The sequence below is a fragment of the Oricola sp. genome (assembly GCF_022763245.1).
GTDB lineage: Bacteria > Pseudomonadota > Alphaproteobacteria > Rhizobiales > Rhizobiaceae > Oricola.
The window spans coordinates 48,201-74,705 of the sequence record NZ_JALEGV010000026.1 but is presented as its reverse complement, the minus strand read 5'-3'; the positions used below and the strand labels follow the sequence as shown (position 1 = coordinate 74,705).

Annotated in this window: 26 protein-coding genes; 18 read left to right on the top strand and 8 right to left on the bottom strand. The window is 65.9% G+C overall.

Translation table 11 applies throughout. The features are described 5' to 3' along the window. Position 1 precedes the first annotated feature (1 nt). The 5 genes from MRY80_RS11850 (at position 2) to MRY80_RS11830 (ending at position 3,789) form a co-directional block, all read left to right on the top strand. Entirely contained in the window at positions 2 to 796 is a 795-nt protein-coding gene (locus tag MRY80_RS11850) for a thymidylate synthase (RefSeq protein WP_293291223.1), read from the top strand. Continuing rightward, on the top strand, positions 793 to 1,791 hold the full coding sequence (locus MRY80_RS11845; protein WP_293291221.1) for a DUF4424 domain-containing protein: 999 nt from the start codon (positions 793 to 795) through the stop codon (positions 1,789 to 1,791). Before MRY80_RS11850 ends, MRY80_RS11845 begins: the two co-directional genes overlap by 4 nt. After that, positions 1,788 to 2,342, top strand: coding sequence for a dihydrofolate reductase (locus tag MRY80_RS11840; RefSeq protein WP_293291220.1), 555 nt, complete (start codon positions 1,788 to 1,790; stop codon positions 2,340 to 2,342). Before MRY80_RS11845 ends, MRY80_RS11840 begins: the two co-directional genes overlap by 4 nt. A gap of 206 nt (positions 2,343 to 2,548) precedes the next feature. Next, the gene (ligA, locus tag MRY80_RS11835; protein WP_293291219.1) at positions 2,549 to 2,938 is read left to right on the top strand and encodes a protocatechuate 4,5-dioxygenase subunit alpha; all 390 of its coding nucleotides are present in this window, start codon (positions 2,549 to 2,551) and stop codon (positions 2,936 to 2,938) included. A gap of 2 nt (positions 2,939 to 2,940) precedes the next feature. Next, complete coding sequence (locus MRY80_RS11830) at positions 2,941 to 3,789, top strand: class III extradiol dioxygenase subunit beta (RefSeq protein WP_293291217.1); 849 nt, start codon at positions 2,941 to 2,943, stop codon at positions 3,787 to 3,789. Between the two features lie 57 nt (positions 3,790 to 3,846). Here the strand turns inward: MRY80_RS11830 and MRY80_RS11825 are convergent, their stop codons facing one another. Then, positions 3,847 to 4,077, bottom strand: coding sequence for a hypothetical protein (locus tag MRY80_RS11825; RefSeq protein ID WP_293291215.1), 231 nt, complete (start codon positions 4,075 to 4,077; stop codon positions 3,847 to 3,849). Between the two features lie 124 nt (positions 4,078 to 4,201). On the opposite strand from MRY80_RS11825, the gene MRY80_RS11820 reads away from it, so the two are divergent. Further along, positions 4,202 to 5,839, top strand: coding sequence for a winged helix-turn-helix domain-containing protein (locus MRY80_RS11820; protein WP_293291214.1), 1,638 nt, complete (start codon positions 4,202 to 4,204; stop codon positions 5,837 to 5,839). Between the two features lie 4 nt (positions 5,840 to 5,843). Here the strand turns inward: MRY80_RS11820 and MRY80_RS11815 are convergent, their stop codons facing one another. Both MRY80_RS11815 and MRY80_RS11810 read right to left on the bottom strand, forming a co-directional pair. Continuing rightward, positions 5,844 to 7,949, bottom strand: a complete 2,106-nt coding sequence (locus MRY80_RS11815) for a TRAP transporter fused permease subunit (RefSeq protein WP_293291212.1) — start codon at positions 7,947 to 7,949, stop codon at positions 5,844 to 5,846. A gap of 73 nt (positions 7,950 to 8,022) precedes the next feature. Next, positions 8,023 to 9,045 (bottom strand): TAXI family TRAP transporter solute-binding subunit, encoded by a 1,023-nt coding sequence (locus MRY80_RS11810; protein WP_293291211.1) that lies wholly within the window; start codon positions 9,043 to 9,045, stop codon positions 8,023 to 8,025. Positions 9,046 to 9,306: 261 nt separating this feature from the next. On the opposite strand from MRY80_RS11810, the gene hflK reads away from it, so the two are divergent. The 4 genes from hflK (at position 9,307) to MRY80_RS11790 (ending at position 13,178) form a co-directional block, all read left to right on the top strand. Next, positions 9,307 to 10,419, top strand: a complete 1,113-nt coding sequence (gene hflK / locus MRY80_RS11805; protein ID WP_293291210.1) for an FtsH protease activity modulator HflK — start codon at positions 9,307 to 9,309, stop codon at positions 10,417 to 10,419. Then, positions 10,419 to 11,342, top strand: coding sequence for a protease modulator HflC (locus tag MRY80_RS11800; protein WP_293291209.1), 924 nt, complete (start codon positions 10,419 to 10,421; stop codon positions 11,340 to 11,342). Before hflK ends, MRY80_RS11800 begins: the two co-directional genes overlap by 1 nt. Further along, positions 11,339 to 11,527, top strand: coding sequence for a DUF2065 family protein (locus MRY80_RS11795; protein ID WP_293291208.1), 189 nt, complete (start codon positions 11,339 to 11,341; stop codon positions 11,525 to 11,527). The genes MRY80_RS11800 and MRY80_RS11795 overlap by 4 nt, the downstream gene beginning before the upstream one ends. Positions 11,528 to 11,669: 142 nt before the next feature. Beyond that, entirely contained in the window at positions 11,670 to 13,178 is a 1,509-nt protein-coding gene (locus MRY80_RS11790; RefSeq protein ID WP_293291207.1) for a Do family serine endopeptidase, read from the top strand. Positions 13,179 to 13,212: 34 nt separating this feature from the next. Here the strand turns inward: MRY80_RS11790 and MRY80_RS11785 are convergent, their stop codons facing one another. Next, on the bottom strand, positions 13,213 to 13,779 hold the full coding sequence (locus MRY80_RS11785) for a GNAT family N-acetyltransferase (protein ID WP_293291206.1): 567 nt from the start codon (positions 13,777 to 13,779) through the stop codon (positions 13,213 to 13,215). Next, positions 13,776 to 14,678, bottom strand: a complete 903-nt coding sequence (gene serB, locus MRY80_RS11780; protein ID WP_293291204.1) for a phosphoserine phosphatase SerB — start codon at positions 14,676 to 14,678, stop codon at positions 13,776 to 13,778. The genes MRY80_RS11785 and serB overlap by 4 nt, the downstream gene beginning before the upstream one ends. Positions 14,679 to 14,804: 126 nt before the next feature. On the opposite strand from serB, the gene miaA reads away from it, so the two are divergent. After that, complete coding sequence (gene miaA, locus MRY80_RS11775; RefSeq protein ID WP_293291257.1) at positions 14,805 to 15,626, top strand: tRNA (adenosine(37)-N6)-dimethylallyltransferase MiaA; 822 nt, start codon at positions 14,805 to 14,807, stop codon at positions 15,624 to 15,626. Positions 15,627 to 15,741: 115 nt separating this feature from the next. After that, the gene (locus MRY80_RS11770) at positions 15,742 to 16,527 is read left to right on the top strand and encodes a GGDEF domain-containing protein (RefSeq protein ID WP_293291202.1); all 786 of its coding nucleotides are present in this window, start codon (positions 15,742 to 15,744) and stop codon (positions 16,525 to 16,527) included. Positions 16,528 to 16,601: 74 nt separating this feature from the next. On the opposite strand, the gene MRY80_RS11765 is transcribed toward MRY80_RS11770, so the two are convergent. After that, positions 16,602 to 18,647 (bottom strand): DUF87 domain-containing protein, encoded by a 2,046-nt coding sequence (locus tag MRY80_RS11765; protein ID WP_293291201.1) that lies wholly within the window; start codon positions 18,645 to 18,647, stop codon positions 16,602 to 16,604. A 323-nt stretch (positions 18,648 to 18,970) separates the two neighbouring features. Here MRY80_RS11765 and MRY80_RS11760 point away from each other — a divergent pair, with 323 nt between their 5' ends. Genes MRY80_RS11760 through MRY80_RS11735 form a run of 6 tightly spaced genes read left to right on the top strand, consistent with a single transcriptional unit; the run spans position 18,971 to position 23,792 of the window. Further along, positions 18,971 to 20,770, top strand: a complete 1,800-nt coding sequence (locus MRY80_RS11760; RefSeq protein ID WP_293291200.1) for an acetolactate synthase 3 large subunit — start codon at positions 18,971 to 18,973, stop codon at positions 20,768 to 20,770. A gap of 46 nt (positions 20,771 to 20,816) precedes the next feature. Then, a complete protein-coding gene (locus MRY80_RS11755; protein WP_293291198.1) occupies positions 20,817 to 21,503 on the top strand; it encodes a glutathione S-transferase family protein in 687 nt (228 codons plus the stop codon). Continuing rightward, on the top strand, positions 21,500 to 22,417 hold the full coding sequence (locus tag MRY80_RS11750; RefSeq protein ID WP_293291197.1) for a DMT family transporter: 918 nt from the start codon (positions 21,500 to 21,502) through the stop codon (positions 22,415 to 22,417). The genes MRY80_RS11755 and MRY80_RS11750 overlap by 4 nt, the downstream gene beginning before the upstream one ends. Then, entirely contained in the window at positions 22,414 to 22,986 is a 573-nt protein-coding gene (ilvN, locus tag MRY80_RS11745) for an acetolactate synthase small subunit (protein ID WP_293291195.1), read from the top strand. The genes MRY80_RS11750 and ilvN overlap by 4 nt, the downstream gene beginning before the upstream one ends. A gap of 2 nt (positions 22,987 to 22,988) precedes the next feature. Beyond that, entirely contained in the window at positions 22,989 to 23,297 is a 309-nt protein-coding gene (locus MRY80_RS11740; RefSeq protein ID WP_293291193.1) for an antibiotic biosynthesis monooxygenase, read from the top strand. Then, positions 23,298 to 23,792, top strand: coding sequence for an HXXEE domain-containing protein (locus MRY80_RS11735; protein WP_293291191.1), 495 nt, complete (start codon positions 23,298 to 23,300; stop codon positions 23,790 to 23,792). It abuts the gene before it with no gap. On the opposite strand, the gene MRY80_RS11730 is transcribed toward MRY80_RS11735, so the two are convergent. Together MRY80_RS11730 and MRY80_RS11725 are read right to left on the bottom strand one after the other, a co-directional pair. Further along, positions 23,780 to 24,550: a hypothetical protein gene (locus MRY80_RS11730; RefSeq protein ID WP_293291189.1), complete on the bottom strand. Its 771-nt coding sequence runs from the start codon at positions 24,548 to 24,550 to the stop codon at positions 23,780 to 23,782. The two genes, MRY80_RS11735 and MRY80_RS11730, sit on opposite strands and share 13 nt — an antisense overlap. Before the next feature lie 319 nt (positions 24,551 to 24,869). Then, the gene (locus tag MRY80_RS11725; protein WP_293291187.1) at positions 24,870 to 26,396 is read right to left on the bottom strand and encodes a hypothetical protein; all 1,527 of its coding nucleotides are present in this window, start codon (positions 26,394 to 26,396) and stop codon (positions 24,870 to 24,872) included. Positions 26,397 to 26,505 lie beyond the last annotated feature (109 nt).

The window sequence follows — 26,505 nt, the reverse complement described above, 5'->3', positions numbered from 1 at the left end:
CATGAAGCAATATCTCGACCTGATGCGCCACGTGATGGAAACCGGCACCGACCGCGGCGACCGGACCGGAACCGGCACGCGCTCGGTTTTCGGCTACCAGATGCGGTTCGACCTGTCGGAAGGCTTCCCGCTGGTGACGACGAAGAAGCTGCATCTGCGCTCCATCATCTACGAGCTGCTGTGGTTCCTGAAGGGCGACACGAACATCGCCTGGCTGAAGGACAACGGCGTGTCGATCTGGGATGAATGGGCCGACGAGAACGGCGATCTCGGCCCGGTCTACGGTTACCAGTGGCGCTCATGGCCGACGCCCGATGGCGGGCATGTGGACCAGATCGCCAAGCTGGTCGACGGCATCCGCAAGAGCCCGTTCTCGCGCCGGCACATCGTCTCGGCCTGGAACCCGGCGCTGGTGGACGAGATGGCGCTGCCGCCGTGCCACTGCCTGTTCCAGTTCTACGTCGCCGACGGCAGGCTTTCCTGCCAGCTCTACCAGCGCTCGGCCGACATCTTCCTCGGCGTGCCGTTCAACATCGCCTCCTATGCGCTCTTGACCCACATGGTCGCCGAGGTGACCGGGCTGGAGCCGGGCGACTTCGTCCACACCTTCGGCGACGCGCATCTTTATTCGAACCATTTCGAACAGGCCGAGACGCAATTGGCGCGCGATCCGCGGCCGCTGCCGAAGCTGACGATCAGGCGCAAGGTGGACGACCTTCTCGACTTCACCTTCGAGGATTTCGAGATCACCGGCTACGAGCCGCATCCGCATATCAAGGCGCTGGTGGCGGTGTGAGCGCGCGCGCCGCCGTTCTCCTCGGTCTCGCTCTCGCCGCCGCGACGCCGGCCGCGGCCAATGATTCCACCGCCGAAATCGGCGCGGGCGGGATCGTGCTGGCGCAGAATTTCAGCGTCGCGATGCAGAGCGAGGTGTTGCACATCTCGATGGACGAGGTGCGGGTCGACTATGTCTTTCGCAATCGCAGCGATCGCGATGTCGAGACGCTCGTCGCCTTTCCGATGCCGGACATGGATGTGAGCCCTTATTGGGAAGTGGCGATCCCCAATCTGGACGACAATTTCCTCGGCTTCACGGTGACCGTGGACGGGCGGGCGATACGGCCGGAGTTGCAGCAGCGCGCCTATGTGGCGGGCGTCGACGTGACCGACAGGGTGCTGGCGGCGGGCCTGCCGCTCGCGCCGATCGGCGATTATGACGGGCTGGACGTTTCGCATCTGTCCGATGCCGAGATCGAGGACCTGCAATCCTGGGGCATCGTCATGGTGCAGGGCGACCTCGGCCGGGCCGGCGGGCGGCCCCAGATCGACGCGACCTGGACGCTGAAATCGGCCTATTGGTGGCGGATGGTCTTTCCGGCCGGCGTCGATGTCGCCGTGGAGCACCGCTATGTCCCCGCGACGGGCGGCGCGGCGGGGCTGTTCGTGCTGGGCGACGGGACGCGGACGGAGCCGCATCCCTATTACGCCGACAAGTTCTGCGTGGACAAAGGCTTCCTGTCGGCGGTGCGCAAGCGCGATGCCGCCAGCGGCGGCGACGGGCCGCATTATTCAGAGCGCTGGCTTTCCTACGTGCTGTCGTCGGGCGCCAACTGGGCGGGGCCGATCGGCACCTTCAAGCTGATCGTCGACAAGGGCTCGACCGACAATCTCGTCTCGTTTTGCGGCCAGGGCGTCACCAAGACCGGGCCGACCACCTTCGAGATGGACATGGACGGGTTCCTGCCCGAAAAGGACCTCGACTTCCTGTTCATCGTCGCGCCGGAGCAATGAGCACCATGCAGCCTGTCCTTTCCGTCATCGTCGCGGTGTCTCGAAACGGGGTCATCGGGCGTGACGGCGACATGCCGTGGCGGCTGTCGTCGGACCTGAAGCGGTTCAAGGCGCTGACGATGGGCGCGCCGATCATCATGGGGCGCAAGACCTTCGAGAGCATCGGCAGGCCGCTGCCGGGCCGGCTCAACATCGTGGTGACGCGCAATTACGACTGGGCGGCAGAGGGCGCGATGCGCGTCGGTTCGCTGGACGCGGCGCTGGAACTGGCGACCGCGCATCTTGAGAGCGCCGAGCCCGACCCGGAGGATCCGGACGGGCCGCCGGAAGACGAGATCTTCGTCATCGGCGGCGGCGAAATCTACGCGCAGGCGATGGGCATCGCCGACATCCTGCATGTCACCCATGTGGAAGCGGAAGTGGACGGCGACACGGGGTTTCCGGCGATCGATCCGGAGATCTGGGAAGCGGTCGAGGACGAGGCCGTGCCGGCCGGCGAGAAGGACAGCTACCCGACGCGCTATGTCGTTTACGAGCGGCGCGACGGCTGACGCCAGGCGGCGTCACTTCGGTCATATAAGTTTCGTGTCGGAATCTTTCATTTTGAGATTCGGACCTTTCAATCCGAAAAAGACGCACTATTAACTCACCTTTGAAGCGCAGGATGTAGCCCAATTCATCCCGGGCGGCGCTATGATCGTCGTTCGAGACGTCACTCGACATCATTCTGCGGACAAGGAGGAACCAACCTTTGGGCATGAAAAAAGACTATGAGGACATTCCCGGCACGTTCGTGTTCGACGCGGACCGGTCCCGGGAAGGCTATCACCTGAACCAGTTCTGCATTTCGCTCGGCAAGCAGAAGGGCCGCGACGCCTACACCGCCGATCCGGAAGCCTATCTGGCATCGTTTCCGATGACCGAAGAGCAGCGCCAGGCGGTTCGCGACCAGAATTGGAACCGGATGCTCGAGCTCGGCGGCAACGTCTACTACACGGCGAAGCTCGCGGCCTATCACGGCATCAACTTCCAGGGGCTCGCCGGCCTGATGACCGGCATGGGCCGCGACGAATATCGCGACATGATGCTGAATGGCGGCCGGTCGATCGAAGGCAACCGCTACAAATCCGAATGGGGAGAAGAATAACAATGGCCCGTATCACCGCAGGCGTGTCCTGCTCTCACGTGCCCGCCATCGGCGTCGCCATGGACACGGGCATCACCGACCAGCCGTACTGGAAGCCCTGCTTCGACGGCTTCGTGAAGTCGCGCGAATGGATGAAGGAAAACACGCCGGACGTGATCTTCCTCGTCTACAACGACCACTGCACGGCCTTCGACGCGTCCTGCATTCCGACCTTCGCGCTCGGCTGCGCGGCTGAGTTCCAGCCGGCCGACGAGGGCTGGGGCCCGCGTCCGGTGCCGGTGGTCAAGAACCACCAGAAGCTGGCGAGCCACATCGCCCAGTCGCTGATCCTCGACGAGTTCGACATGACCATCATGAACGAGATGGACGTCGATCACGGCCTGACCGTGCCGCTGTCGCTGATGTTCGGCGAGCACGGCCCGGACGACGAGTGGCCCTGCCAGGTCATTCCGCTGGCCGTCAACGTGGTGCAGTATCCGGCGCCGACCGGCAACCGCTGTTACAATCTCGGCAAGGCCGTGGCGCGCGCCGTGGAGAGCTTCGACGAGGACCTCAACGTCATGGTGTTCGGCACGGGCGGCATGAGCCACCAGCTGCAGTACAAGCGCGCCGGCCTGATCAACCCGGAATGGGACAAGCGATTCCTCGACATGCTGGTCAACGACCCGGTCGCCGCCAGCAAGATCCCGCATGTGGAATATCTGCGCGAGGCGGGTTCGGAAGGCGTCGAGATGGTGATGTGGCACGTGATGCGCGGCGCCCTGAAAGAGAGCGCCCGCGAAGTGCATCGCCACTACCACGTGCCGGCCTCCAACACCGCCGTCGGCCATCTCATTCTCGAGAACGTCTAAATCTCCTCCCGAGATGCAACGCCCGCCGGGAAACCGGCGGGCGTTTTGCGTTCCGGCTCAGTCGTCCCAGGACCAGCCCGGCTTGACGCATTCCTCGCGCGCCAGAGCCGCGGCGCGCGCGAACCGCTCCGACGCGGCCACGGCTTGCGTTTGCGGTGCCTCGCAGATGCTCGCGACGACGAGGGTTTCGGCGTTGTCCTGCCGATCCAGCGATGCAACGTCTTCATTCGCCTGTGCCATGCTGGCGAGTGCGATGCAGACAGCCAGCGCCTTCAGAAACGTTTTCATGACCGATTCTCCTCATTTTCGTATCCGCTTGCCGCTACGTCAGTTTTTGGTTTGTGAACCGACGTGGCGCGGTTAAGATCGAGCGTGAAATGCATGCCGAGAGTCACGAAAGCGCTCCGAAAGAATGACGAATTCGGATTCGGTGACGGCGGTCGGACCGTTTCGGTTCGATCGGGACGCCAATGAACTGACCTGCAGGGAAGGACGGTCGGTTCAGCTTCGACCGCAGACAGCCAAGGTCCTTTCCCTCCTCGCGGACAATGCGGGCAGCGTGGTCACCAAGGACCAGCTCATGGCGGATGTCTGGCCGAACACCTTCGTCACCGACGACAGCCTGGTTCAATGCATCTCGGAGATCCGGAAGGCGCTCGGACCGGACGGGTCGAAACTTCTGAAGACCGTGCCGAAGCGGGGCTACAGCCTGCGGGCCGAGGCCGGATCGCCGGACGCCTTCGCCGGTGTGCCGGCATCATGGCGAGGGCTGCTGCTTCCCGCCGGTGTCGTTGCGGTGGTTCTGGTGCTGGTCGGGCTTGCCGCGCTCTGGTGGGCGACGCGCCCGGCGGGCGAGGGGACGATGCAGACGATCGCGGTGCTGCCGTTCGCCAATGCCAGCGGCGACGAGGCGCAGGCCTATTTCGCGAACGGCGTGGCGGAGGACCTGATCGTCGGGCTGTCGAAGATCTCCGATCTGCGCGTGGTGTCGCGCGGGGCGTCCTTCGCGCTCGATTCAGGAGCGATGGACATCCGCGCGGTCGCCGACATTCTGAACGCCGACTATGTGCTTGAGGGCAGCGTGCGGCGCGCCGGCGACGATCTGCGGGTGTCGGCCGCGCTCGTCGACGGGGCGACCGGCAAGAACGCCTGGGCGGAGCGCTATGACGGCGCGACGGACGACATCTTCGCCTTCCAGGAGACGCTTCTCTCCAGCCTGATGAAGGTGCTTTCGGTGCGGCTTTCGCGGGCCGAGCGCGAACGGCTCGGCGTCTATGGCACGCGCGACATCGCCGCCTATGATGCCTATCTGCGCGGCCGCGAGCTCGAAAACCTGTACACGCGGGAGACCAACCTGCAGGCGGAAGAGGCGTTGCTGACAGCGATCCGCCTCGATCCGGAATACGCGCTTCCGCACGCGCTTCTGTCGCAAATCTACAGTTTCCGCGCGGAAAACAGGTGGGTGGAGCCGATCGGACCGACTGTCGACAAGGCGATGAAGCACGCCCGTCGCGCGGTCAGCCTGGACGACAGCCTGCCATTCGCGCATTTCGCGCTTGGCCGGCTTCACACGCGCAGCTTCTCGCCGGATTTCGAGATCGCGATCGCGGAACTCCGGCGGGCGATCGAGCTCGATCCGAACTATGTCGACGCCTACATGTTCCTCGCCAACACCTACATTTTCGACGGCCGGGCGGAAGAGGCGCTGCCGCTGATCGCCGAGGGGTTCGAACGCAATCCGATCGCGCCCTACTGGTATTATCTGGCCGAAGGCATGGCGGCCTATTTCCTCGGGCAGTACGAGAACGCCGAGAAGAGCCTGACGGTCGCGCGCGACCGCAACCCGACCGCGCCCTATCCCTACCGCTTCCTGATCGCGACGCATGGCCAGCTCGGCCAGATCGACGAGGCGGAATGGATGGCGATGGAATATGAGGCGCTCGGACGCACGGCCACCGTGTCGGCGATGCTGGAGACGGCCTCGATCCAGGATCCGTCCTATCGCGAACGTTTCGCGGACGGGTTCCGCAAGGCGGGGCTGCCGGAATAGGCAGTCAGGCCGCCACGGGCTGGCGGCGACCCTTCATGATGTTCCAGGCGAAGACCGCGACGAAGCCGGCCAGCGCGGCGAGGTTGACCCAATGCGGGGCGGGCCACATCAGGGCGGCGCCGACCGCCAGCGTCGCGACCCGCTCGACGATGTTCATGCGGTTTTCCCAATAGCCCTCGATCGCAGCCGCGATGGCCCAGAGGCCGAAGACGGCGAAGGTGAAGATCCACAGCATCTGCCCCCAGTCGCCCGACAGAAACGGCGTGTAGGCGAAGAGGAGGGGCACGAAATAGAGGCCCTTGGCGACCTTCCACGCGGCAAAGCCCGTCTTCATCGGCGGGCTGCCGGCGATCGCCGCGCCGGTGAAGGCGGCGAGGCACACCGGCGGCGTGACGTTGGAATCCTGGCTCAGCCAGAAGATGATCATGTGCGCCGACAGAAGCGTCGCCGCGAGGACGGCGGGCTGGAAGGCCTGGTCGTAGAGAAGCGACAGGCTTTCCACCGGCAGGGCGGCGATCAGGGCCTGCGCCTCGGCGAGCGGCATCGGGGCTGCGAGCGCGGCCATCTTGTCGGGCGCGGCCAGCATGAAGATCGCCTTTGCCGTCTCGGGCAACTGTCCGGCAGCCAGCACGTCGGCCAGCTGCGACTGGAGGATCAGCTGGTAGAGCGCCGGGGCCGAAAGCGTGCCGAGCACGATATAGGCGGCCGTCACTGGCAGGCCCATGCCGAGCACCAGCGAGGCCACGGCCACCAGCACGAGGGCGAGGATGAGGCTTCCCTGCGACCAGGTCGAGATCATCAGCGAGAAGGTGTTGCCGATGCCGGCGGTGGTGATGACGTTGACGATCAGGCCGACGCCGACGAGCAGGATCGCCGTCATGATCATGTTGCGCGCGCCCAGTTCCAGCGCCTCGATGATGCGGGTCGGGCCCATGCGGTTGGGCGTCAGCCAGGAGGCGACGATGCAGGCCATGATGGCGTAGCCGGCGGCATAGGTGGGCGTGAAGCCGCGCACCAGCAGCACGATCAGGAGCGCCACGGGGATGATGAAGGAGGGGCCGCCATTGCGGAACACGGTCCAAAGGTCGGGGCCGTCCTCGTCGGCCAGCGCGGTGGCATGGGAGCGCTTGGCCTCGATGCGCACGAAGAAGCCGACGGTCAGGAAGTAGAGGATCGCCGGCAGGATCGAGACCGTGACGATGGTCGTGTAGGGGATCTGGGTGAAATTCGCCATGACGAAGGCGCCGGCGCCCATGATCGGCGGCATGAGCTGGCCGCCGGTGGAGGCGGCCGCCTCGACGCCGGCGGCGAAAGTGGGCGGGAAGCCGGCGCGCTTCATCAGCGGGATGGTGATGACGCCGGTCGAGGCCGTGTTGGCGACGGCGGAGCCGGAGATCGTGCCCGTCAGCCCGCTCGACAGGACGGCGACGAAGCCCGGGCCGCCGACGAGCTTGCCCGCCACCGCGCGGGAAATGTCGACGATGAATTCGCCGGCGCCGGATTTCAGCAGGAAGGCGCCGAACAGGATGAACATGAAGACGTAGGTCGAGGAGATGCGGGCGATCGAGCCGAACATGGCGTCGTCGCCATAGAGCGAACGGAACAGCACGGTTTCGGCATGCAGGCCGCGGAAGCGAAAGACGCCGGGCACATACTGGCCCCACCAGACGATGTAGGTGAGCGCGAGGATGATCAGGACCGGAATGATCCAGCCCGTGGTGCGGCGGGTGAATTCGATGACGCCGACGACGCAGAGCAGGCCGGCCAGCCAGTCGCTCCAGATCAGCCGGACGCCGCGGTCGTAGATCGCGTTCTCGGCGTTGATGACGTAGATCGCGGCGGCGGCGACCGCTGCGCCGAAGGCGATGTCGAGTATGCGGATCGCGCCGCGCTGCGCCCAGGGCTTGTCGGAGACGGGGGAGACGAGCGTGCAGAGGAGGACGAATCCGGCGAAGTGGAAGCCGTTCTGGGTGAGGACGGCGACGCTGCCGAAGGAGTTCATCCAGACATGGGCCGCCGAAATGACCACGGCGACGACGAGCGTCACCAGTCCCAGCCCATGACGGTTCAGACCGGGCGAGCCGGTCTGGGTCATTGTTTCGGCACGCATCGCAAACCTCCCTGCGCGAATCGAGAGCAGGCGGGTTCGAGGCCGCGCAAGGCGGCCTCAAACCGGGTCCGGATCAGGGACGGAGGCGGTCCGGGATCGTCAGGCCGGCTTCCTCGTAGAAGCGCAGCGCGCCCGGATGCAGCGGCAGCGGCAGGCCGGCAATCGCCTTTTCCAGCGCCATCGCCTTGGTGGCCGGGTGGATCGCCTGCAGGAAGGCGAGATTCTCATACATGGTCTTGGTGATCTGGTAGACGTCTTCCTCCGGCAGATCGGCTGCGGTGGCGAGGAAGTTCGGCTGGGCGATCGTGGTCACGTCCTCGTCGAGGCCCGGATAGGTGCCGCCGGGGATGACGTATTCGGTCCACAGGTCCATGCCGTTGTTGGCGGTGACAATCTGCTCGGGCGAGAACGACAGAAGCGTCACTTTGTCGCCGGCCGTGGAGAAGAGCTGCGTCACGGCGCTGACCGGCACGCCGGCGGGCGTGCTCATGCCCGCTGCCTGCCCGTTCTGCACGGCTTCGGCCGCCGGGCCGTAACCGCCATAGAGCAGGTCATAGTCGGCATCGACATCGATGCCGAAGCCGGCGAGGATGGTCCGGTTGGAGCCGAGCGTGCCGGAGTTCTGCGCGCCGAGCGCCATGGTCTTGCCCTTCAGCGCGACGACGTCCTCGATCGACCCCGAATCGGCGAATTCCGAGTTGATGACGAAATGCTCGACATTCTGCCAGAGCATGGAAACCGAGCGCAGGTTTTCCTGCGGGCCCTCGGCCTCGATCGGACCGGAGCCGGTGCGCGCGTAGTAGCCGTAAAGACCCTGGAGAATCGCGAACTGGGCCTCTCCGTCCCGCAGGAGCTTGACGTTTTCGCCCGAGCCGGCCGAGGAAATCGCCGACATGCCGAGCTTCTGGGAGGGCTCCAGCTTGACCTTGGTCAGCGTGGAAATCGCGACGCCGACCGGATAATAGGTGCCGCCGGTCGAGGCGGTGGCGAGAATGTAGTTGCGGGGCTCCTGCGCGGAGACCGCGAACGTAGCCGAGGCGGTCAGGCCCAGGGCTGCGGCAGCAGTCAGAATGGTGCGACGGGTCAGGTGATTCATCGTGTTCCTCCCAGTTGAACAATCGTGCAGCCGAACCCTCCCGTTCGCCTGCCGCGAGGGAATCCATTGTTCCCAATGCGCGGCGGGTGGCAACCCCAATTCGTCGGCGAGTGCGGCGACAGGGGCAAATTCGCGGGCTCGTCCGTCAACCAAAAACGTCGGCAGCGCGTTGAAAGCGGGTCTCTGCGTTCCTATAACAGCCGGAGAGTACGCCGTCGGATGCGTTATCCGGCGGTCTTTTTGCAATCTGAGAGGACATGGATGCCCTGGAGCAATCAGAACGGTGGAGGCGGCGGCCCATGGGGCGGCGGAGGCAATAATGGCGGAGGCCCGTGGGGCCAGGGACCGTCCGGCCCGCGCGGCCCGCAGAAGCCGGGCGGACAACCGCCGGATCTCGAGGAAATCATCAAACGCGGCCAGGACCGGCTGAAACGGGCGATGCCCGGCGGCGGAGGCGGAAGCCCGCTCCTGTTCGGCCTGGTCGGCGCCGGCCTTCTCGTTCTCTACGTCATCCAGGGCCTCTACCAGGTCGATACCGACGAACGCGCCGTGGAGCTGCTGTTCGGCAAGCCCAAGGCGGAACTGTCCGGTCCGGGCCTGCACTGGCACTGGTGGCCGATCGAGACGGTCGAGACGGTTCGCATCGTCGAAAACCAGATTTCGGTGGGCACGAGCGGCGTCGGCGCGAACTCCGGCCTGATGCTGTCGGGCGACCAGAACATCGTCGACGTGCAGTTCGCGGTTCTCTACTCCGTCATCGATCCGGCGGCCTATCTGTTCAACGTGGCGTCTCCCGACGAGATGGTGCGCCAGGTCGCCGAAAGCGGCATGCGCGAGATCGTCGGCCGCCGTCCGGCGCAGGACGTCTTCCGTGACAACCGCGCGGCGATCGCCGACGAGGTTCGCACCTCGATGCAGGCGACGCTGGACGAGTATGGCGCGGGCATCGCGATCAACACCGTGTCCATCGAGGACGCCGCGCCGCCGCGTGAAGTGGCCGACGCCTTCGAGGAAGTGCAGCGCGCCGAGCAGAACGAAGACCAGTTCCGCGAGGAAGCCAACCAGTATTCGAACCAGAAGCTCGGCGAAGCGCGCGGTGAAGCCGCGCAGATCCGCGAAGACGCGTCCGCCTACGCGACCCGCGTCGTGCAGGAAGCCGAAGGTGAGGCGCAGCGCTTCATCTCCATCTACGACCAGTACAAGCTGGCGCCGGAAGTGACGCGCAAGCGCCTGTTCCTGGAAACGATGGAACGGGTCCTGGCCGATTCCAACAAGATCATCATGGACGAGAATGGCGGCGGACCGGGCGTCGTGCCCTATCTGCCGCTGCCTGAAGTCCAGGGTCGCCGCACCACGACGGGAGGCGCACAGTAATGAATTCGAACCGTCTGACACTTATCGGCATCGCCGTCGCGGTCGTTCTGATCGCAGTCTACGCCTCGGTTTTCGTCGTCAATGAGCGCCAGCAGGCGATCGTCCTTCGCTTCGGCGAGATCCAGGACGTGAAGACCGAGCCGGGCCTCTATTTCAAGCTGCCGTTCTCGTTTGCCGGCGCTGACACGGTGCAGATCATCGAGGACCGCCTGTTGCGCCTCGACCTCGCCGATCAGCCGCCGGTGCAGGTCTCGGGTGGCCGCTTCTACGAGGTGGACGCCTTCCTGACCTTCAAGATCACCGACGCGCGCAAGTTCCGCGAAACGGTTTCCGGCGACCTGCGCCAGGCCGCCGACCGCCTGCGCACGCGTTTCGACGCGGCGCTGCGCCGGGTCTACGGCCTGCGCTCGTTCGAGGCGGCCCTGTCGGAAGAACGCGCCGAGATGATGCGCCAGGTGCGCGATCTGGTTCGTCCCGACGCGCAGAACCTGGGCCTGAGCGTCGAGGACGTGCGCATCGTGCGGACCGACCTGACGGCAGAAGTCTCGCAGCAGACCTTCGACCGCATGAAGGCGGAACGTCTGGCCGAGGCCGAGCGCATCCGCGCCCGCGGCCGTGAAACGGCACGCCGCATCCGCGCCGTCGCAGACCGCCAGGTCATCGAGATCGTCGCCGAGGCGCAGCGTGAATCGGAGATCTTGCGCGGTGAGGGCGACGCCCAGAGGAACGGCATCTTCGCCGACGCCTTCGGCCGCGATCCGGAGTTCTTCGAGTTCTACCGCTCGATGGCGGCCTATCAGCGGGCGCTGGAAGGCTCCGACACGACGATGGTGCTGTCGCCGAACTCGGAGTTCTTCAAGTTCTTCAAGGACGCGACCGGCGCGACGCCTCCGGCGGGAGCCGGGCGACAAGCGCCGCAATGACCATCTTCCTGACGGCCCTCGGTCTCATGCTTGTGATCGAGGGCTTTCTTTATGGCGGGATCCCCAATTTCGCCAAGCGCATGGCGGCGATGCTGCTGGAAACGCCCGACGAGATCCTGCGTCGGGCGGGACTCGCCGCGGCATGCGCCGGCCTGGCGCTGATCTGGCTGGCGCATTACGTGTGATGGCAGCCCTTCACAAAGCGGCCACGCTTGTCACATATGCGTGACGTCCGTTTGTGCCGAACATGGCGGGCCCTAGGTTTCGCCATGTGACCGAACGGTCCCTTGACCGGCATTTCTCGCGGTATTTTTTGGAGGCAATCCGATGGTTCTCGACACCTTGGCCCTGAAACCCTTGCGGCTGGCCGGCGCTGCCATGCTGTCGCTGGCGATCGTCGCGGGCGGGGCGATGCTGCCCGGCGCTCCGGCACGCTTCGCCGACGCCCAGGAGGGGCCGGCATCGGTCGCCGACATCTCGGCCCGGCTGCTCGATTCCGTCGTCAACATCTCGACGTCGCAGACGGTCGGCGGCAGCGACCAGAACGTGCCGCGCCCGGAGGTGCCGGAAGGGTCGCCGTTCCAGGAATTCTTCGACGAGTTCTTCGACCAGCAGCAGGACGGCGGCGGGCCGCGCTCGCGCCAGGTGCAGTCGCTCGGCTCCGGCTTCGTCGTCGACGAGAGCGGCATCGTCGTGACCAACAACCACGTCATCGAGGGCGCCGACGAGGTCAGCGTCAATTTCAACGATGGCACCAAGATCAAGGCGGAAGTCCTCGGCCACGACCCGAAGACCGACATCGCGGTGTTGAAGATCGATCCGGGCGACAAGCAGCTCAAGGCGGTGCCGTTCGGCGATTCCGACACGGCGCGGGTCGGCGACTGGGTGCTGGCGATCGGCAACCCGTTCGGCCTCGGCGGCACGGTGACGCTCGGCATCATCTCGGCGATCGGCCGCGACATCAATTCCGGGCCCTATGACGACTTCATCCAGACGGACGCCGCCATCAACCGCGGCAATTCCGGCGGGCCGCTGTTCAACATGAAGGGCGAGGTCATCGGCATCAACACGGCGATCATCTCGCCGTCCGGCGGCTCCATCGGCATCGGCTTCTCGATCCCGGCCGAACTGGCGCAGCACGTCATCGACCAGCTGGTGGAATTCGGCGAGACGCGGCGCGGCTGGCTCGGCGTGCGCATCCAGTCGGTCACCGACGACATCGCGGAAAGCCTCGGCATGGACAATGCGAAGGGCGCGCTCGTCGCCGGCATCATCAAGGGCGGGCCGGTCGACGACGGCACCATCGAACCGGGCGACGTGATCCTGCGTTTCGACGGGCGCGACGTGGACAATGCGCGCGCCTTGCCGCGCATCGTTGCCGACAGCCCCGTCGGCAAGGCGGTCGAGGTGGAATTGATCCGCAAGGGCGAGCGGATGACCGTGGACGTGACGCTCGGCCGGCTGGAAGACACCGACGTTGCCATGGCGACGCCCGAGCAGGAGGAAGACGGCGCGGCCCAGGAAGAGCCGGCGACCGTCGAACTCTTCGGCATGACGCTGGCCGAACTGGACGAGGCGCAGCGCGAGGCGTTCGGCATCGGCGAGAGCGTGGAACGCGGCGTCGTGATCCTCGCAGTCGATCCCGAATCGGCAGCAGCCGAAAAGGGCATTCAGCCGGGCGAGACGATCGTGGAGATCGCGCAGGAGACCGTCACCTCGCCGAAGGACGTGGTCGAGGCGATCGACAAGCTGAAGGAAGACAACCGCCGCAACGCGCTTTTGATGCTCGCGGCCAAGACCGGCGAGTTGCGCTTCGCGACGATCCGGATCGACTGACGGACCTCGTCGGACGAGACATGAAAAAGGGCGGTCAGTGACCGCCCTTTTTGCTGCGCCAATCCTCGGCGGAAATCCGGTAGACGACGTGGCGCTTGAGATGCGGATGCGTGTCCGGGATCTTGAAATAGTCGAAATCGGAGCCGGGATCGCGGCGCATGCCGATGCGCTCCATCACCGCCGTGGAGCGGTGATTGTCGTGGACCGCGAAGGACACGATCTCGGCAAGGCCCATCTGCGTGAAGCCGTAGGCCAGCGCGGCGCGCGCGCCTTCCGTGACATAGCCCTTGCCCCAGGCCCGCGTGACGAGGCGCCAGCCGATCTCGACCGTGCCGGCCGGGAAATGCGGTTCGATATTGTCCTCGTGCAGGCCGCAGAAGCCGATGCATTTGCCGGTTTCGCGCAGTTCCAGCGCCGAGAAGGTGACACGGTTCTTCTGGCGATCGAGCAGCGTGTCGAAGAAGGCGTCCGCCTGCTCGCGCGTCCGGCGCATGGGAAAGAACGCCATGACCTCGGGATCGGAGTTGATCTCGTAGAAGAGGTCGCGGTCGCGCTCTTCCCACGGGCGCATGATCAGGCGCTCGGTCTCGACGCGCATCATCGGACGAACTCGTCGCGGCGATAGCCCTGGATGTAGAGCAGGGCCGTGAGGTCGTTGCGGTCGATGCGGATGTCGGCCTGTTCGGCGACCTTCGGCTTGGCGTGCAGCGCGACGCCGGTGCCGGCGAGGTCGAGCATGGTCAGGTCGTTGGCGCCGTCGCCGACCGCGATGGCGTCGGCGGGGGTGAGGTCGAGGCGGGCGGCGATTTCCATCAGCGCGTCGGCCTTGGCCTGGCGGCCGAGGATCGGCTCGGCGACCTCGCCGGTCAGCTTGCCGTCGGCCTGGAGAAGCCGGTTGGCGCGCTGCTCCTGGAAGCCGATCATCGCGGCGATGCGGCTGGTGAAATCGACGAAGCCGCCGGAGACCAGCGCGCACCAGGCGCCGTGCGCCCTCATGGTGGCGACCAGTTCGCGTCCGCCGGGCATGAGCTGGATGCGGGTGGCGATGACGCGTTCGATGACGTCGACCGGCAGGTCGCGCAGCAGCGCCACGCGTTCGCGCAGCGCGCCCTCGAAGCCGATCTCGCCATTCATGGCGCGCGCCGTGATGGCGGCGACATGCGGGCCGATGCCGGCCTCGTCGGCCAGTTCGTCGACGCATTCCTGGCGGATCATGGTGGAATCCATGTCGGCGATCAGGATCTTCTTCCGGCGCTCTTCCGGGCGCAGCGTCTGGATCGCGAAATCGATCGGCAGGCCGGCGAGACGCGACGTCAGATCGTCGGCGAGCGTCGCGCGGTCGTCGGCGGACAGCGGCTCGGCGATCACGACGTCGGCGGCTTCGCCTTCGCTCAGCCAGTCGACATGCGTGCCGGCGAGCGGCGCCTCGACCGAACGGAGAAGATCGGCGTCGAGCGTGCCGGCTTCGGGATTGGCAATCAGGGTGATGATGGTGTTCATGGGATGGCTCTCATGGACGCAGAGCGCGGAACCGCGATGGAGTGACAGGAAGTGGCAGGCAGGCAGGCGTCCCGGCGCGCGGTGTTGATAGCGGGACCGACGGCAAGCGGCAAGTCGGCGCTGGCGATGAAAATCGCCGGGTCGATGGACGGCGTCATCGTCAACGCCGATTCCATGCAGGTCTATGACGTGCTGCGGGTGCTGACGGCGCGACCCTCGCCGGAAGACGAGGCGCTGGCCGCCCACAGGCTTTACGGCCATGTGCCGCCGGGCGAAAGCTATTCGACGGGGCGCTGGCTCGACGATGTCGAGAGCGTGCTGGCGGACGACGCGATCGCCGGCCGGCCGCTGGTGTTCGTCGGCGGGACGGGGCTCTATTTCCGCGCGCTGACGCAGGGGCTGTCGCCGATGCCGGCCATTCCCGACGCGGTGCGGACGGGCATGCGGGCGCGGCTGGCGGAAGAGGGGGCGGCGGCGCTGCATCGGGTGCTGGCGGCGCGTGATCCGCGCGCGGCGGCGACGCTTCGGCCGGGCGACGGGCAGCGGATCGTTCGGGCGCTGGAGGTTCACGAGGTGTCGGGCCGCTCGATCCTGGACTGGCAGGCGGAAACGGGCACGCCGCTGATCGAGGCGGACGACGCGGAGCGGTATCTGGTGCTGCCGGAACGCGACACGCTCTACGCCAATATCGAGACGCGGTTCGACATGATGGTCGAGGCGGGGGCGCTGGACGAGGCGAGGGCGCTGCTCGCGCTCGATCTCGACCCGTCGCTGCCGGCGATGAAGGCGATCGGCGTGCGCGAATTCGCCGACGCGCTGGCCGGGCGATGCGCGATGGACGAGGCGGTGGCGCGCGCCAAGACCGCCACGCGGCAATATGCCAAGCGCCAGATGACCTGGTTCCGCAACCAGCTCGGCGAGGGCTGGCGGCGCGTCGAACGCCCGTGACGTCGCGTCCGCTAAAATCGCAGCGACGCCGCTAAGCAATCCTAAACCCATCCGTTTAACGAGCGTGCAACTCGCCTGACCTAGTGTGCGCGAATCCGTAACCGGTTTGTCTGCCATGCGGCTTCATCGCACCGAGAAGTTCTTCATCGCCTTTCTGATGCTCCTGGTGGGCGCCGCGGTCTGCGCCTATTGGGCCAATTCCGTTGTGTCCGGGGCCTTCGACGGACAGTCCGTTCCGGAGCCCGTCGCCAGCGGCATCGCCGCGCTGCAGCTGCAATTGGGGCTGCTGATCTCGGCCCTCATGGTCGGCATCGTCGTCTTCTACCCGATGATCCGCAGGCAGGCGCATGAACACGGACAGTGGCGCGAAAAGGCCGAGTCCATGGAGATGAAGAGCCAGACCTTCCAGCGGGCGGCCCTGACCGACCCGATGACCGGGCTGCAGAACCGACGCTATTTCGACGACGCGCTGGCGCAGTACATGGAGGAGTTCTCGCGCATCGAGCGGCCGCTCGGGATCATGATCCTCGACATCGACAAGTTCAAATCCATCAACGACACGCATGGTCACGACATCGGCGACGAGGTGATCAAGGGCCTTGCCGACACGATCCGGGACTATACGCGCCACCACGACATCACGGCGCGCATGGGTGGCGAGGAATTCGCCATCGTCGCGCCGAACGTGGCGCTGCCGGAACTGGAGAAGATGGCCAATCGCCTGCGGCTGGCCGTGTCGAGCCTGGTGTTCAACCTCGGCAACAATGTCCGGCTGAAGATCACGATCAGCGTCGGCATCGCGGTCTGGGACGGCAAGGAAACGGGCGGCACGCTCTACAAGCGGGCCGACGAGAACCTCTACGCGGCCAAGCGAGGCGGTCGAAACCGCGTCTGCGCCTGACGGGGCGGTCGCCGCCCATCCAGCACATCTCTTGTTCCGAACGAACCGCGATCAGCGAGGATCGCGACCGGTCGTCATTTGCGGAAGCGGTTGATGAGATCGCGGCCGGAAGAGCCGGATGACGGCGAGGATTGCGGCTGGCTCGTCGGGCGGGCCGGTTCCGGCCGGAAGGTCGGCGCGGGGTCGCGCTCGTGCTCGGGCCTGGCGAAGCGGTCGCGCCCGGAGCGCAGGCCGCCATCGTCGCTGAACAGGCGCGCCAGTTCCTCGCGCTCGGCCTGGAGCGGGTTCGCCGATACCTCGTTCGGCGAGAGCAGGCCCTCGTCGTCATGGAAGGACCCCTCGAGCGACGGGCGCTGTTCGCCGACCGGCCGTTCGCCGAGCGGCTGCTTGATGCCGTTGCCGCGATCGTAATGTTCGTCCGGGCCGCCATGCTCGCCGCGCGGGAACCGCATCATGTGGATGACGTCTTCCACCTCGATCATCGCGTCGCCGGTCTGGACCGCGGCCTGCTCGTCATAGAGGTGGTTGCCCGGAAGCTTGGCCTTCTCGACCTTCTCGAAGGTCATGCGCATCGGCGTGGAAACGCCCTGGCCGAAGGCGATCGCCTCGCGGTTGGCGAGCGAAGGCAGGAAGTTGATGGCGGAGCGCGACGAACCGGAGATCGCCTTGCGCATGATCTCCTGGTCGCGCTCGTTGCCGAGCCGCATGGAGAAGAAGGTGTTGCACTGGGAGAGGATCGTCTCGTCCAGCTCGCCGGGGCGCTGGGAGACGATGCCCAGATAGACGCCGTATTTGCGGCCTTCCTTGGCGATGCGGGCGATGGCCGAGCGGGTCGGCGCGAAGCCGGCCGTCTTGTCGGTCGGGATGTAGCGGTGCGCCTCCTCGCAGACGACCAGCGTCTGGATCTGCGATTTCGACCAGATCGCCAGGTCGAAGGCGAGGCGGCAGAGGACCGAGGCGACCGAGTTGACGATTTCCGACGGCATGCCGCTCATCTGGAAGGCGGTGATCGGCTTGCCGTTGTCGGGGATCCGGAAGATCGACGACACGACGTCGACGATGTTGTCCTCGATGGTGCGGTTGGCGAACATGAAGCGGTAGCGCGGATCGTTCGCGGCGGCGTCGATGCGGTTCTTCAGGGCCTTGAGGAAGGGCCGTTCGGCGCGTCCCTCCAGCATGCCGATGCGTTCCTCGATCAGGCTGGTCAGGTCGGAGATGCGGTAGGGGACCGGCGTGTCCGACGTGATGGCCGAGGAGTCATGCGACTTGCGCAGCCGGGGCTGGCCGCTGCCCTTGAACTGCATCTTGGCGAGGGGGATGAGGTCGCGCAGCGCGTCGACTTCCTCCGGGATCGCCGGCCGTCCGCGGAACAGGACCTCGGTGAACTCCTCCAACCGGAACATCCAGAAGGGCAGGTCGAGATCGGAATCGTTGATCGTGATGGCGAGGTCCGGGAAGGCGGACGAAAACTCGTTGTGCGGATCGAGGATGAGGATCCGGACGTCGGGGCGCGTGCCCACGATCTTGCGCAGGAGCAGCGTCACGGCGGTCGACTTGCCGACGCCGGTCGTGCCGACGACGGCGAAGTGACGCGAGATCAGGCTGTCGATGGAGATCAGCGCCGGAATCTCGTTGTTCTGCGACAGGAAGCCGATCGGGATCGCGCGCTCGTCGTCGTTCTCGTAGATCGCGGCCAGATCGACCTTGCGGATGCGGTGGGCGATGGCGCCCAGATGCGGATAGGAGGAAATGCCGCCGGTGAATTTCGCCTTGCCGTGCTCGTCCTCGACGATCTCGCCGACCAGTTCCACGTGGATGTGGATCAGGTTGGAGACGTCGCTGGACCAGAGCCCGGTGTTGGTGTCGACCTTGAACAGCATGCCGACGACGCGGTTGTTATCGACGCGGATCGAGATCAACTGGCCGACGGCCCAGTAATCCTCGCTGGCGGGATCGCCCCTGCCGGCGAGTGCGGCGATGACCGCGTGCGTGCCGTCGCAGGAGACGACATGTCCCTCGGTGCGATTGCGCTCGACGAATTGCGATCTGTCGGGTGATTGATTGTCGGATGAACGAATGTCGGATGACATGGAAAGAGCGTCGGCCGGCCTGTCTTGCATGATCCCTTGTCCCGCATACCAGGAACGCCCATTGTCGCCGCGCCGAGTTAAGGAATGGCTACAACGGATCAGCAAAAGCCGTTTGCTTTGGCGCAATACTTGACGGCACCCGCCGGCGGTCATATGGTCCGCGCCATGACGAAGATCATTCTCGTAGTAGGACCGCGCATGGGCAGGGCGATGTAATCGCCCGGCGGCAAGCTCCCATGCGCGGAAAACACAAGGCTCCTCAGGGGGCCTTTTTTATTGCGCGGAACAATCAAACACATCATTAGGTCTCGAAAGCGAACGGCAGCAGAGACGCCGAAGACGGGAACAGAAACATGAACGCGAATGCCGGTGCGGGCGAGAAACGCGAGATGACGGGCGCCGAAATGGTGCTCCAGGCGCTGAAGGACCACGGGGTCGAGCACATATTCGGTTATCCGGGCGGCGCGGTTCTTCCGATTTATGACGAACTCTTCCAGCAGGAAGACGTGGAGCACATCCTGGTGCGCCACGAGCAGGGCGCCGGCCACGCGGCCGAAGGCTATGCCCGCTCCACCGGCAAGCCGGGCGTCATGCTGGTGACGTCGGGCCCCGGCGCGACCAATGCGGTGACGCCGCTGCAGGACGCGCTGATGGATTCCATTCCGCTTGTCTGCATCACCGGCCAGGTTCCGACGACGCTGATCGGCTCCGACGCCTTCCAGGAATGCGACACGGTCGGCATCACGCGGCCCTGCACCAAGCACAACTGGCTGGTCAAGGACGTCAACGACCTGCCGCGCATCCTGCACGAGGCGTTCCGAGTCGCGACCACCGGCCGTCCCGGTCCGGTCGTCATCGACATTCCGAAGGACGTCCAGTTCGCGACCGGCCTGTATCACGGCCCCGACGCGGCCGACATGCGGGCCAGCTACCAGCCGAAGCTGTCGGGCGACGAGGCGCTGATCGAGGCGGCCGTCAAGCTGCTGGCGTCGGCCAAGCGGCCGATCATCTATTCGGGCGGCGGCGTGATCAATTCCGGCCCCGAGGCCAGCCGCCTGCTGCGCGAACTGGTGTCGCTGACCGGCTTTCCGATCACTTCGACGCTGATGGGGCTGGGCGCCTATCCGGCGAGCGGCGAGAACTGGCTCGGCATGCTCGGCATGCACGGCACCTACGAAGCCAACATGGCGATGCATGACTGCGACGTCATGATCAATATAGGCGCGCGCTTCGACGACCGCATCACCGGCCGGCTCGACAAGTTCGCGCCGAACGCCAAGAAGATCCACATCGACATCGACCCGTCCTCGATCAACAAGATCGTGCATGTCGACATCGGCATCATCGGCGATGTCGAGCACGTTCTCGAAGACATGGTGCGCATCTGGCGGGCTTCGGGCGGCGTCGCCGACAAGTCGGCGCTGGCGCAATGGTGGGTCCAGATCGGCAAGTGGAAGGCGCGCAACTCGCTCGCCTACACGCCGAACAAGGACGTCATCATGCCGCAATACGCCATCCAGCGGCTGTCGGAGGCGGCCAAGCGGAGCGGGCGCGAGACGTTCATCACGACCGAGGTCGGCCAGCACCAGATGTGGGCGGCGCAGTTCTTCGGCTTCGACGAGCCGAACCACTGGATGACGTCGGGCGGGCTTGGCACGATGGGCTACGGCTTGCCGGCCGCGCTGGGCGTCCAGGTCGCCCATCCGGACGCGCTGGTCGTCGACATCGCCGGCGACGCCTCGGTGCTGATGACGATCCAGGAGATGTCGGCGGCGGTGCAGTTCAACGCGCCGATCAAGATCTTCATCCTGAACAACCAGTATATGGGCATGGTGCGCCAGTGGCAGCAATTGCTGCATGGCAACCGGCTGTCGCACTCCTACACCGAGGCGCTGCCGGACTTCGTCAAGCTCGCCGAGGCCTATGGCTGCGTCGGCATTCGCGCCGAGAAGCCGGACGAGCTGGACGACGCGCTCGACGCGATGATCGCGGCCGACAGCCCGGTGATCTTCGACTGCCGCGTGGCCAATCTCGCCAACTGCTTCCCGATGATCCCGTCGGGCAAGGCGCATAACGAGATGCTGCTGCCGGACGAGGCGACCGACGAAGCGGTGGCCAACGCCATCAGCGCGGAAGGAAAGGCGCTGGTCTAAGGCGTGGCGGGTTCGTCCCGCCGCCGCCTGAGCGGGGTCACAGACAATGCGGATCGTGATCGGAAACAAGGCCTATTCCTCGTGGTCGATGCGGGCCTGGCTCGTGTTGAAAGCCTTCGGGATCCCCTTCGAGGAGACGGTGATCCCGCTCTACCGGCCTGAATCGCAGGGCCTGATCGCGCGCTACAGCCGTGCCGGCAAGGTGCCGGTGCTGATCGACGGCGACGTGACGCTTTGGGAGAGCCTGGCGATCATCGAGCATCTCGCCGAGACCCGTCCCGATCTCGCGATCTGGCCGGCGGACCCGGCGGCGCGGGCGCATGCGCGCTCGATCGCCGCGGAGATGCATGCCGGTTTCGCGGGACTGCGGTCGGCGTGCCCGATGAGCTTCGTCGCGCGCTACGCGCCGCGGGACCGCGGTGAAGACTGCGCGGCGGACGTCGCCCGGCTGTGTGCCGTATGGGAAGAGGCGCGCAGCCGGTTCGGGGCGGACGGCCCGTATCTCTACGGCACCTTTTCGGCGGCGGACGCGATGTATGCGCCGCTCGCCGGCCGTCTCTTCGCCTACCAGATCGACGTGCCGGAGACGGCGCGGAGTTACATGGACGCGGTGATGGCGCACCCGGCCTATCGGGACTGGGTGGACGCCGGATTGCGGGAGCCGTGGGTGATCGAGGAAATCGGCGTCGGCGAGACCGTCGTCGAGGACTATCGCGCCGCGGAGGCACCATGAGCGGTGACCGTCCCGGCCTTCTCGACTACACGCTCCTGACCACGCTGGCGCTCCTGTGGGGCAGCGCCTTCCTGTTGTCGAAGGTGGCCGTGGCGGAGGTGACGCCGATCACCATCACGCTGATCCGCCAGGTGATCTCCGCGGTGATGCTGTTCGCTTTCGCCATCGCGGCGCGGCGCTGGTTTCGGCCGACGGCGCGCGACCATGTCTTCATGATCGTGTGCGCGCTGGCCGGCACGGTGGCGCCGTTCACGCTGATCAACTGGGGCGTCGAGGTGATCGACAGCGGGCTGGCGGCGATCCTGATGGGGTTCATGCCGCTGACCGTGCTGGTGCTCGCGCATTTCGTCACCCGTGACGAGCGGATGACGCTGCCGAAATTCCTCGGCGTCGCGCTCGGGCTTGTCGGGCTCGCGATCCTGTTCTGGCCGCAATTGCAGGCCGGGTTCGGGCAGGACCTTTTCCGCCAATTGGCGATGCTCGGCGCGGCCTTCGCCTATGCCATCAACGCCTTGTCGATGAAGCCGCTTGTCGGCCGGCCGCCCATGGCGCTGATGGCCTACATCACCGCCTGGACGCTGGTCATCCTGCTGCCGGCGGCGTTCCTGTTCGAGCAGCCGCTCGCCATCGCACCGTCGCCGACCGTGACCGTGGCGCTGCTGGCGATGGGCACACTGCCTTCGGCCGTCGGCGCGCTGATCATGGCGGCGATCATCCGCCGGCAGGGCGCGGCGTTCTTCGGCCAGATCAACCTGCTTGTGCCGGTGGCGGGCGTGGTGCTCGCCGTCGTCTTCCTCGGCGAAAGGCCGGGACCACACGCGCTTCTCGCGCTCGGCGTCATCTTCGCCGGGCTGCTTGTGGCGCGGTTCAAACCATTCACCAGGACACCCATCGCTCAGGAGAGCCACCCATGAACGCACAGCTTCGGCCGACCGGCTCGGCCTATTTCATCGCCCAGGAGACCCAGCGTCCGGAAACCCACACGCTCGCGGTCCTCGTCGACAACGAGCCGGGCGTTCTGGCGCGCGTGATCGGCCTGTTCTCCGGGCGCGGCTACAATATCGAGAGCCTCACCGTCTCGGAGACCGAGCACGAGAAGCACCTGTCGCGCATCACGATCGTCACGCGCGGCACGCCGCATGTGCTGGAGCAGATCAAGGCGCAGCTGGAGCGCATCGTGCCCGTGCACCGGGTCATCGACCTGACAGTTACCGCGCACGCGCTCGGCCACGAAAAGCCGCTGGAGCGCGAACTGGCGATGATCAAGGTGGCCGGCAAGGGCGAGGCCCGCGTCGAGGCGCTGCGGCTCGCCGACGCGTTCAAGGCGACGGTGATCGACGCCAATATCGAGCATTTCATCTTCGAGGTGACCGGACGGACGTCGAAGATCGAGCAGTTCATCGCCATCATGGCGCCGCTCGGCCTCGTCGAGGTGTGCCGGACCGGCGTGGCGGCGATGAGCCGCGGCCCGGAAGGCATGTGACGATGGACAAGACCGTCCGTCCCGAACCGCATGCGGGCGCGGTCCTGCTCGACGGGCATATCGACGTGCCCGCCGAGCGGCTGACGGCCGTCGAGGCGGCGTTGCCCGAGCATGTCCGCCTGACGCATGCGGAACCGGGCTGCGTCTATTTCAGCGTGATGCCCTGCGGGGAGGTGGCGGGCCGCCTGATCGTTTCGGAGATCTTCGCCGACCAGTCGGCGTTCGAGGCCCATCAGGCGCGCACGGCCGCCTCCGCCTGGTTCGAGGTGACGAAGGACATTCCGCGTCAGTACAAGATCCGGACGGCCTGAATGGCCGAGCCGGGCTTCTTCACGCTGGCCTGGCTGTTCGCTCTCGCGGTCACCCTCCACAATGCGGAAGAGGCGATCTGGCTGCCGCGCTGGTCGGCCTCGGCAGGCCGGTTTCACGTGCCGGTTTCGGCAAGGCAGTTCCGTTTCGCAGTCCTGGTTTTGACGATCGCCGCCTGGGCGGTCGTGGCGTGGTCGGCGGCCGGCAGCCGGATCGCGGACTATCTCGTCTCCGGCTATGCGCTGGCCATGCTGGTCAATGTGGGTTTCCCGCATCTCGCCGCGACTGTCGCCCTGCGCCGCTACGCGCCGGGAACGGCGACGGCGGTGCTTCTCAACCTGCCGGTGACCGGGCTTCTTCTGCGGTCAGCGTTCGGCGAGGGCCGGGTCGATCCGGACCGGTTCCTCTGGGCGGGGCCGCTGGTGGCGATCGTGATCGCCGTGTCGATACCCGTGCTGTTTCGGGTCGGCGGCGCGGCTGGCGGTCAGAAGCCGTAGCTGTCCTTGGCGTAGAATGTGTTGAGCACGCTCACGCGCGGTTCGCCGGGCGTGGTGTTGATCTTCGGCCGGCCGTGCCAGCTCGTCTTCAGCACGCTGTGCGACGGCTTCAGCACGACGAAGGCGTAGCCGACATTCGGCAGGAAGGGGAAGGTCTTCACCGGTTCCAGGAAATAGGAACCGGGGTGCAGGACGCCCTTGGCGGACATCTGGTAGAGCGTCGTTCCCATGTCCTTCTGGCGGTCGTCGCGCGGCATGTAGAGCTGCATCGTCACGACCTTCTTGCGCGTGTCGGGATGCGGGCTGATGCTGTAGCCGTCGAGGTCCTTGTAGATCACGGGCTTGGCGAAGAGGCCGAGATCGTCGGCGCGGTCGAGCCCTTCGCCCTTGCGCCGGATTTCCAGGCCCTCCGCCAGCTTGTCGCGGATCACGGCCTCCAGTTCCGCCGATTGCAGCACCGCCGAGACCTTGCGCCAGCGGCCGTCCTCGTCCGGGTCGGTTTCCTCGGCATGAGCGTCGTAGAGACGGGCGGCGAAGCGCGTCTGATGGTGATTGAGCGCGTCGAAGGTGGCGTCGGCGGGCGGATTGTCGACCAGGCCGCGATAGAATTCCGTCGGGAAGAAATCGCGAAAGAAAATGTGGGGGAAGGGGGAGGAATACGTCTCGGCCATCCTTACGCTGGCCGTGGCATGGGCGATCAAAGCTTCCAGCGTGGAGTCTTCATCTTCAATGGCGTCCGCTGTTTCGGGTAAGGCCATTCGGTTTCCTCTTCACGTTTGGCACATTACTCGACGAAGTTGGAAGACATCGGCGTTAATGAGTCAAGAAACCTTTTTCATCGGTTATCGAAGATTCACTATCAGTATTCCTGAGATATTTTTTGCTTGGATTTGCCGGACTACAAGAAATGTTGCAATCGGATCAGGTCGCTATTGCCGATCTGGACGAGCCGGGAACAGCGCAGGCGGCTGAGCCCGACGTATTCGAGGTGGGTGTCGCTTTATCTGCGAGAGTTTCTGCGCGGATGTGCCGGGCGTTTCAGCCTTTGAACCAGCCCGCGCACTCTACGCCGCGCGATCAGCGTTCGGCCGCTTCGAACATCGTCATCATCAGTTCGACATGCTCCGGTTCGTGGGTCCATTTGGGAAGGAGCGCGCGCATCAGGTCGGGCGTCAGGTCGGGGTTGCTTTCACGCCATTTGCGCGCGGCTTCCAGCGCCTCTTCCTTGCGTCCGGCCATCCAGAGCGCGCTGAACAGCATCCGGTAGGCCCAGACCACGCCGGAGCCCGCCCGCATGCCGCGCTGGATCAGCTCGATCGCCTCATCGTAGCGACCCTGTTTACGCAGGGACGCGGCCCGGCCGAACAGCACGTTGAAGTGGAACGGATCGAGCGGGCTGAGCATTTCGGCCCGGTCGAAAAAGACGAGAGCCTCGTCCGGGTTGCCGCTGTAGATCGCGTTCCAGCCCTTGCGCAACCAGCCCCATGCGTTGTTGGGATCGAGCGCCAGGGCCCTGTCCGCGAAGAGGTCGGCCTGGGGGAAATCGTCGCCGGCAAGCGCGCTGGCCGCCGACAGGGCGACGAGCGATCCGGGGTCGTCACGCACCAGCGGTGCGGTGCGCCTGACGAGGTCGACGGCGATCTGGCGGTCGGTCACTGCGTCCCGGCTCCACAGATAGCAGCACTGGTGACCGTAGCACCACGCCTTGTAGGCGAGGGCCGGAGCATAGTCGGGCGCATGGGCGAGCGCGGTGTCGAGCAATTCGATCGCCCGGGCGTTTTCTTCCCGCCGATGCGCCCAGAAATGCGGAAGCGCCGTCAGCACCAGCTCATAGGCGGTCCGATCGGCCGCCGGACGCTGGCTGGCGCGGGCGATTTCCGCGGCCCGAAGATTGGGCGCGATCTGGCCCGCGACCTGCGCGGCGATGCGGTCCTGCAGGTCGAAGAGATCGTCCATCCGGTCATCGAACCGTTCCGCCCACAACGCGCGTCCGTCACCGGCGGAGACCAGTTCCACCGCGATGCGGACACGGTCGCCGGACCTGCGCACCGACCCCTCGACCAGATAGTCCGCGCCGAGCCTTTCGCCGATCGTCTGGATGTCGAGCGGCTGTCCGCGCAGGGCGAAGGCGGACTGGCGCGCGATCACGTGGAATTCGGTCACGCGTGACAGGGCGCCGGTGATTTCGGAGACCACGCCGTCGGCGAACATGTCCGCATCGGCGGCGCCCAGTTCGTCAAAGGCGAGGATGGCGAGGCGAGGCAGGTTTTGCTTGAATTCCGGCGCGGGAGAGGGGGGCTCGGAGGCCGCTTCGGCGGCGGCGCGCGTGGCGCGCAACCAGTCCTCGAAGCCTTCGGAAGCGAGGTCGAACCCGTCCAGGAAAGGGCCGTCGCCGGTCATGTCGGCGCCGATCTTGCCGGATTGCAGCCACACGAATTGCCGGTCGGCCATCAGCGCGCCCTCGGGGAGATCGCGGCGCATGACCGACAGTTCCTGGCGCAGCGACGCGCGGGCCTGTTCCTCCGGGCGGTCCGACCAGAGCAGGTCCGCAAGCCGCCCGCGTTCCGCCCGCAGGTCGGGCTGCAGTGCCAGAAATGCCAGCATCGCCTGTGCGCGCCGCGACAGCGTTGCGGGGGCTCCGGGGCCGGTCAGACGGAATGGACCTTTGAGATGCAGCGTCAGCACGGAAATGTCAGCAGCAGGCGAACGTTAA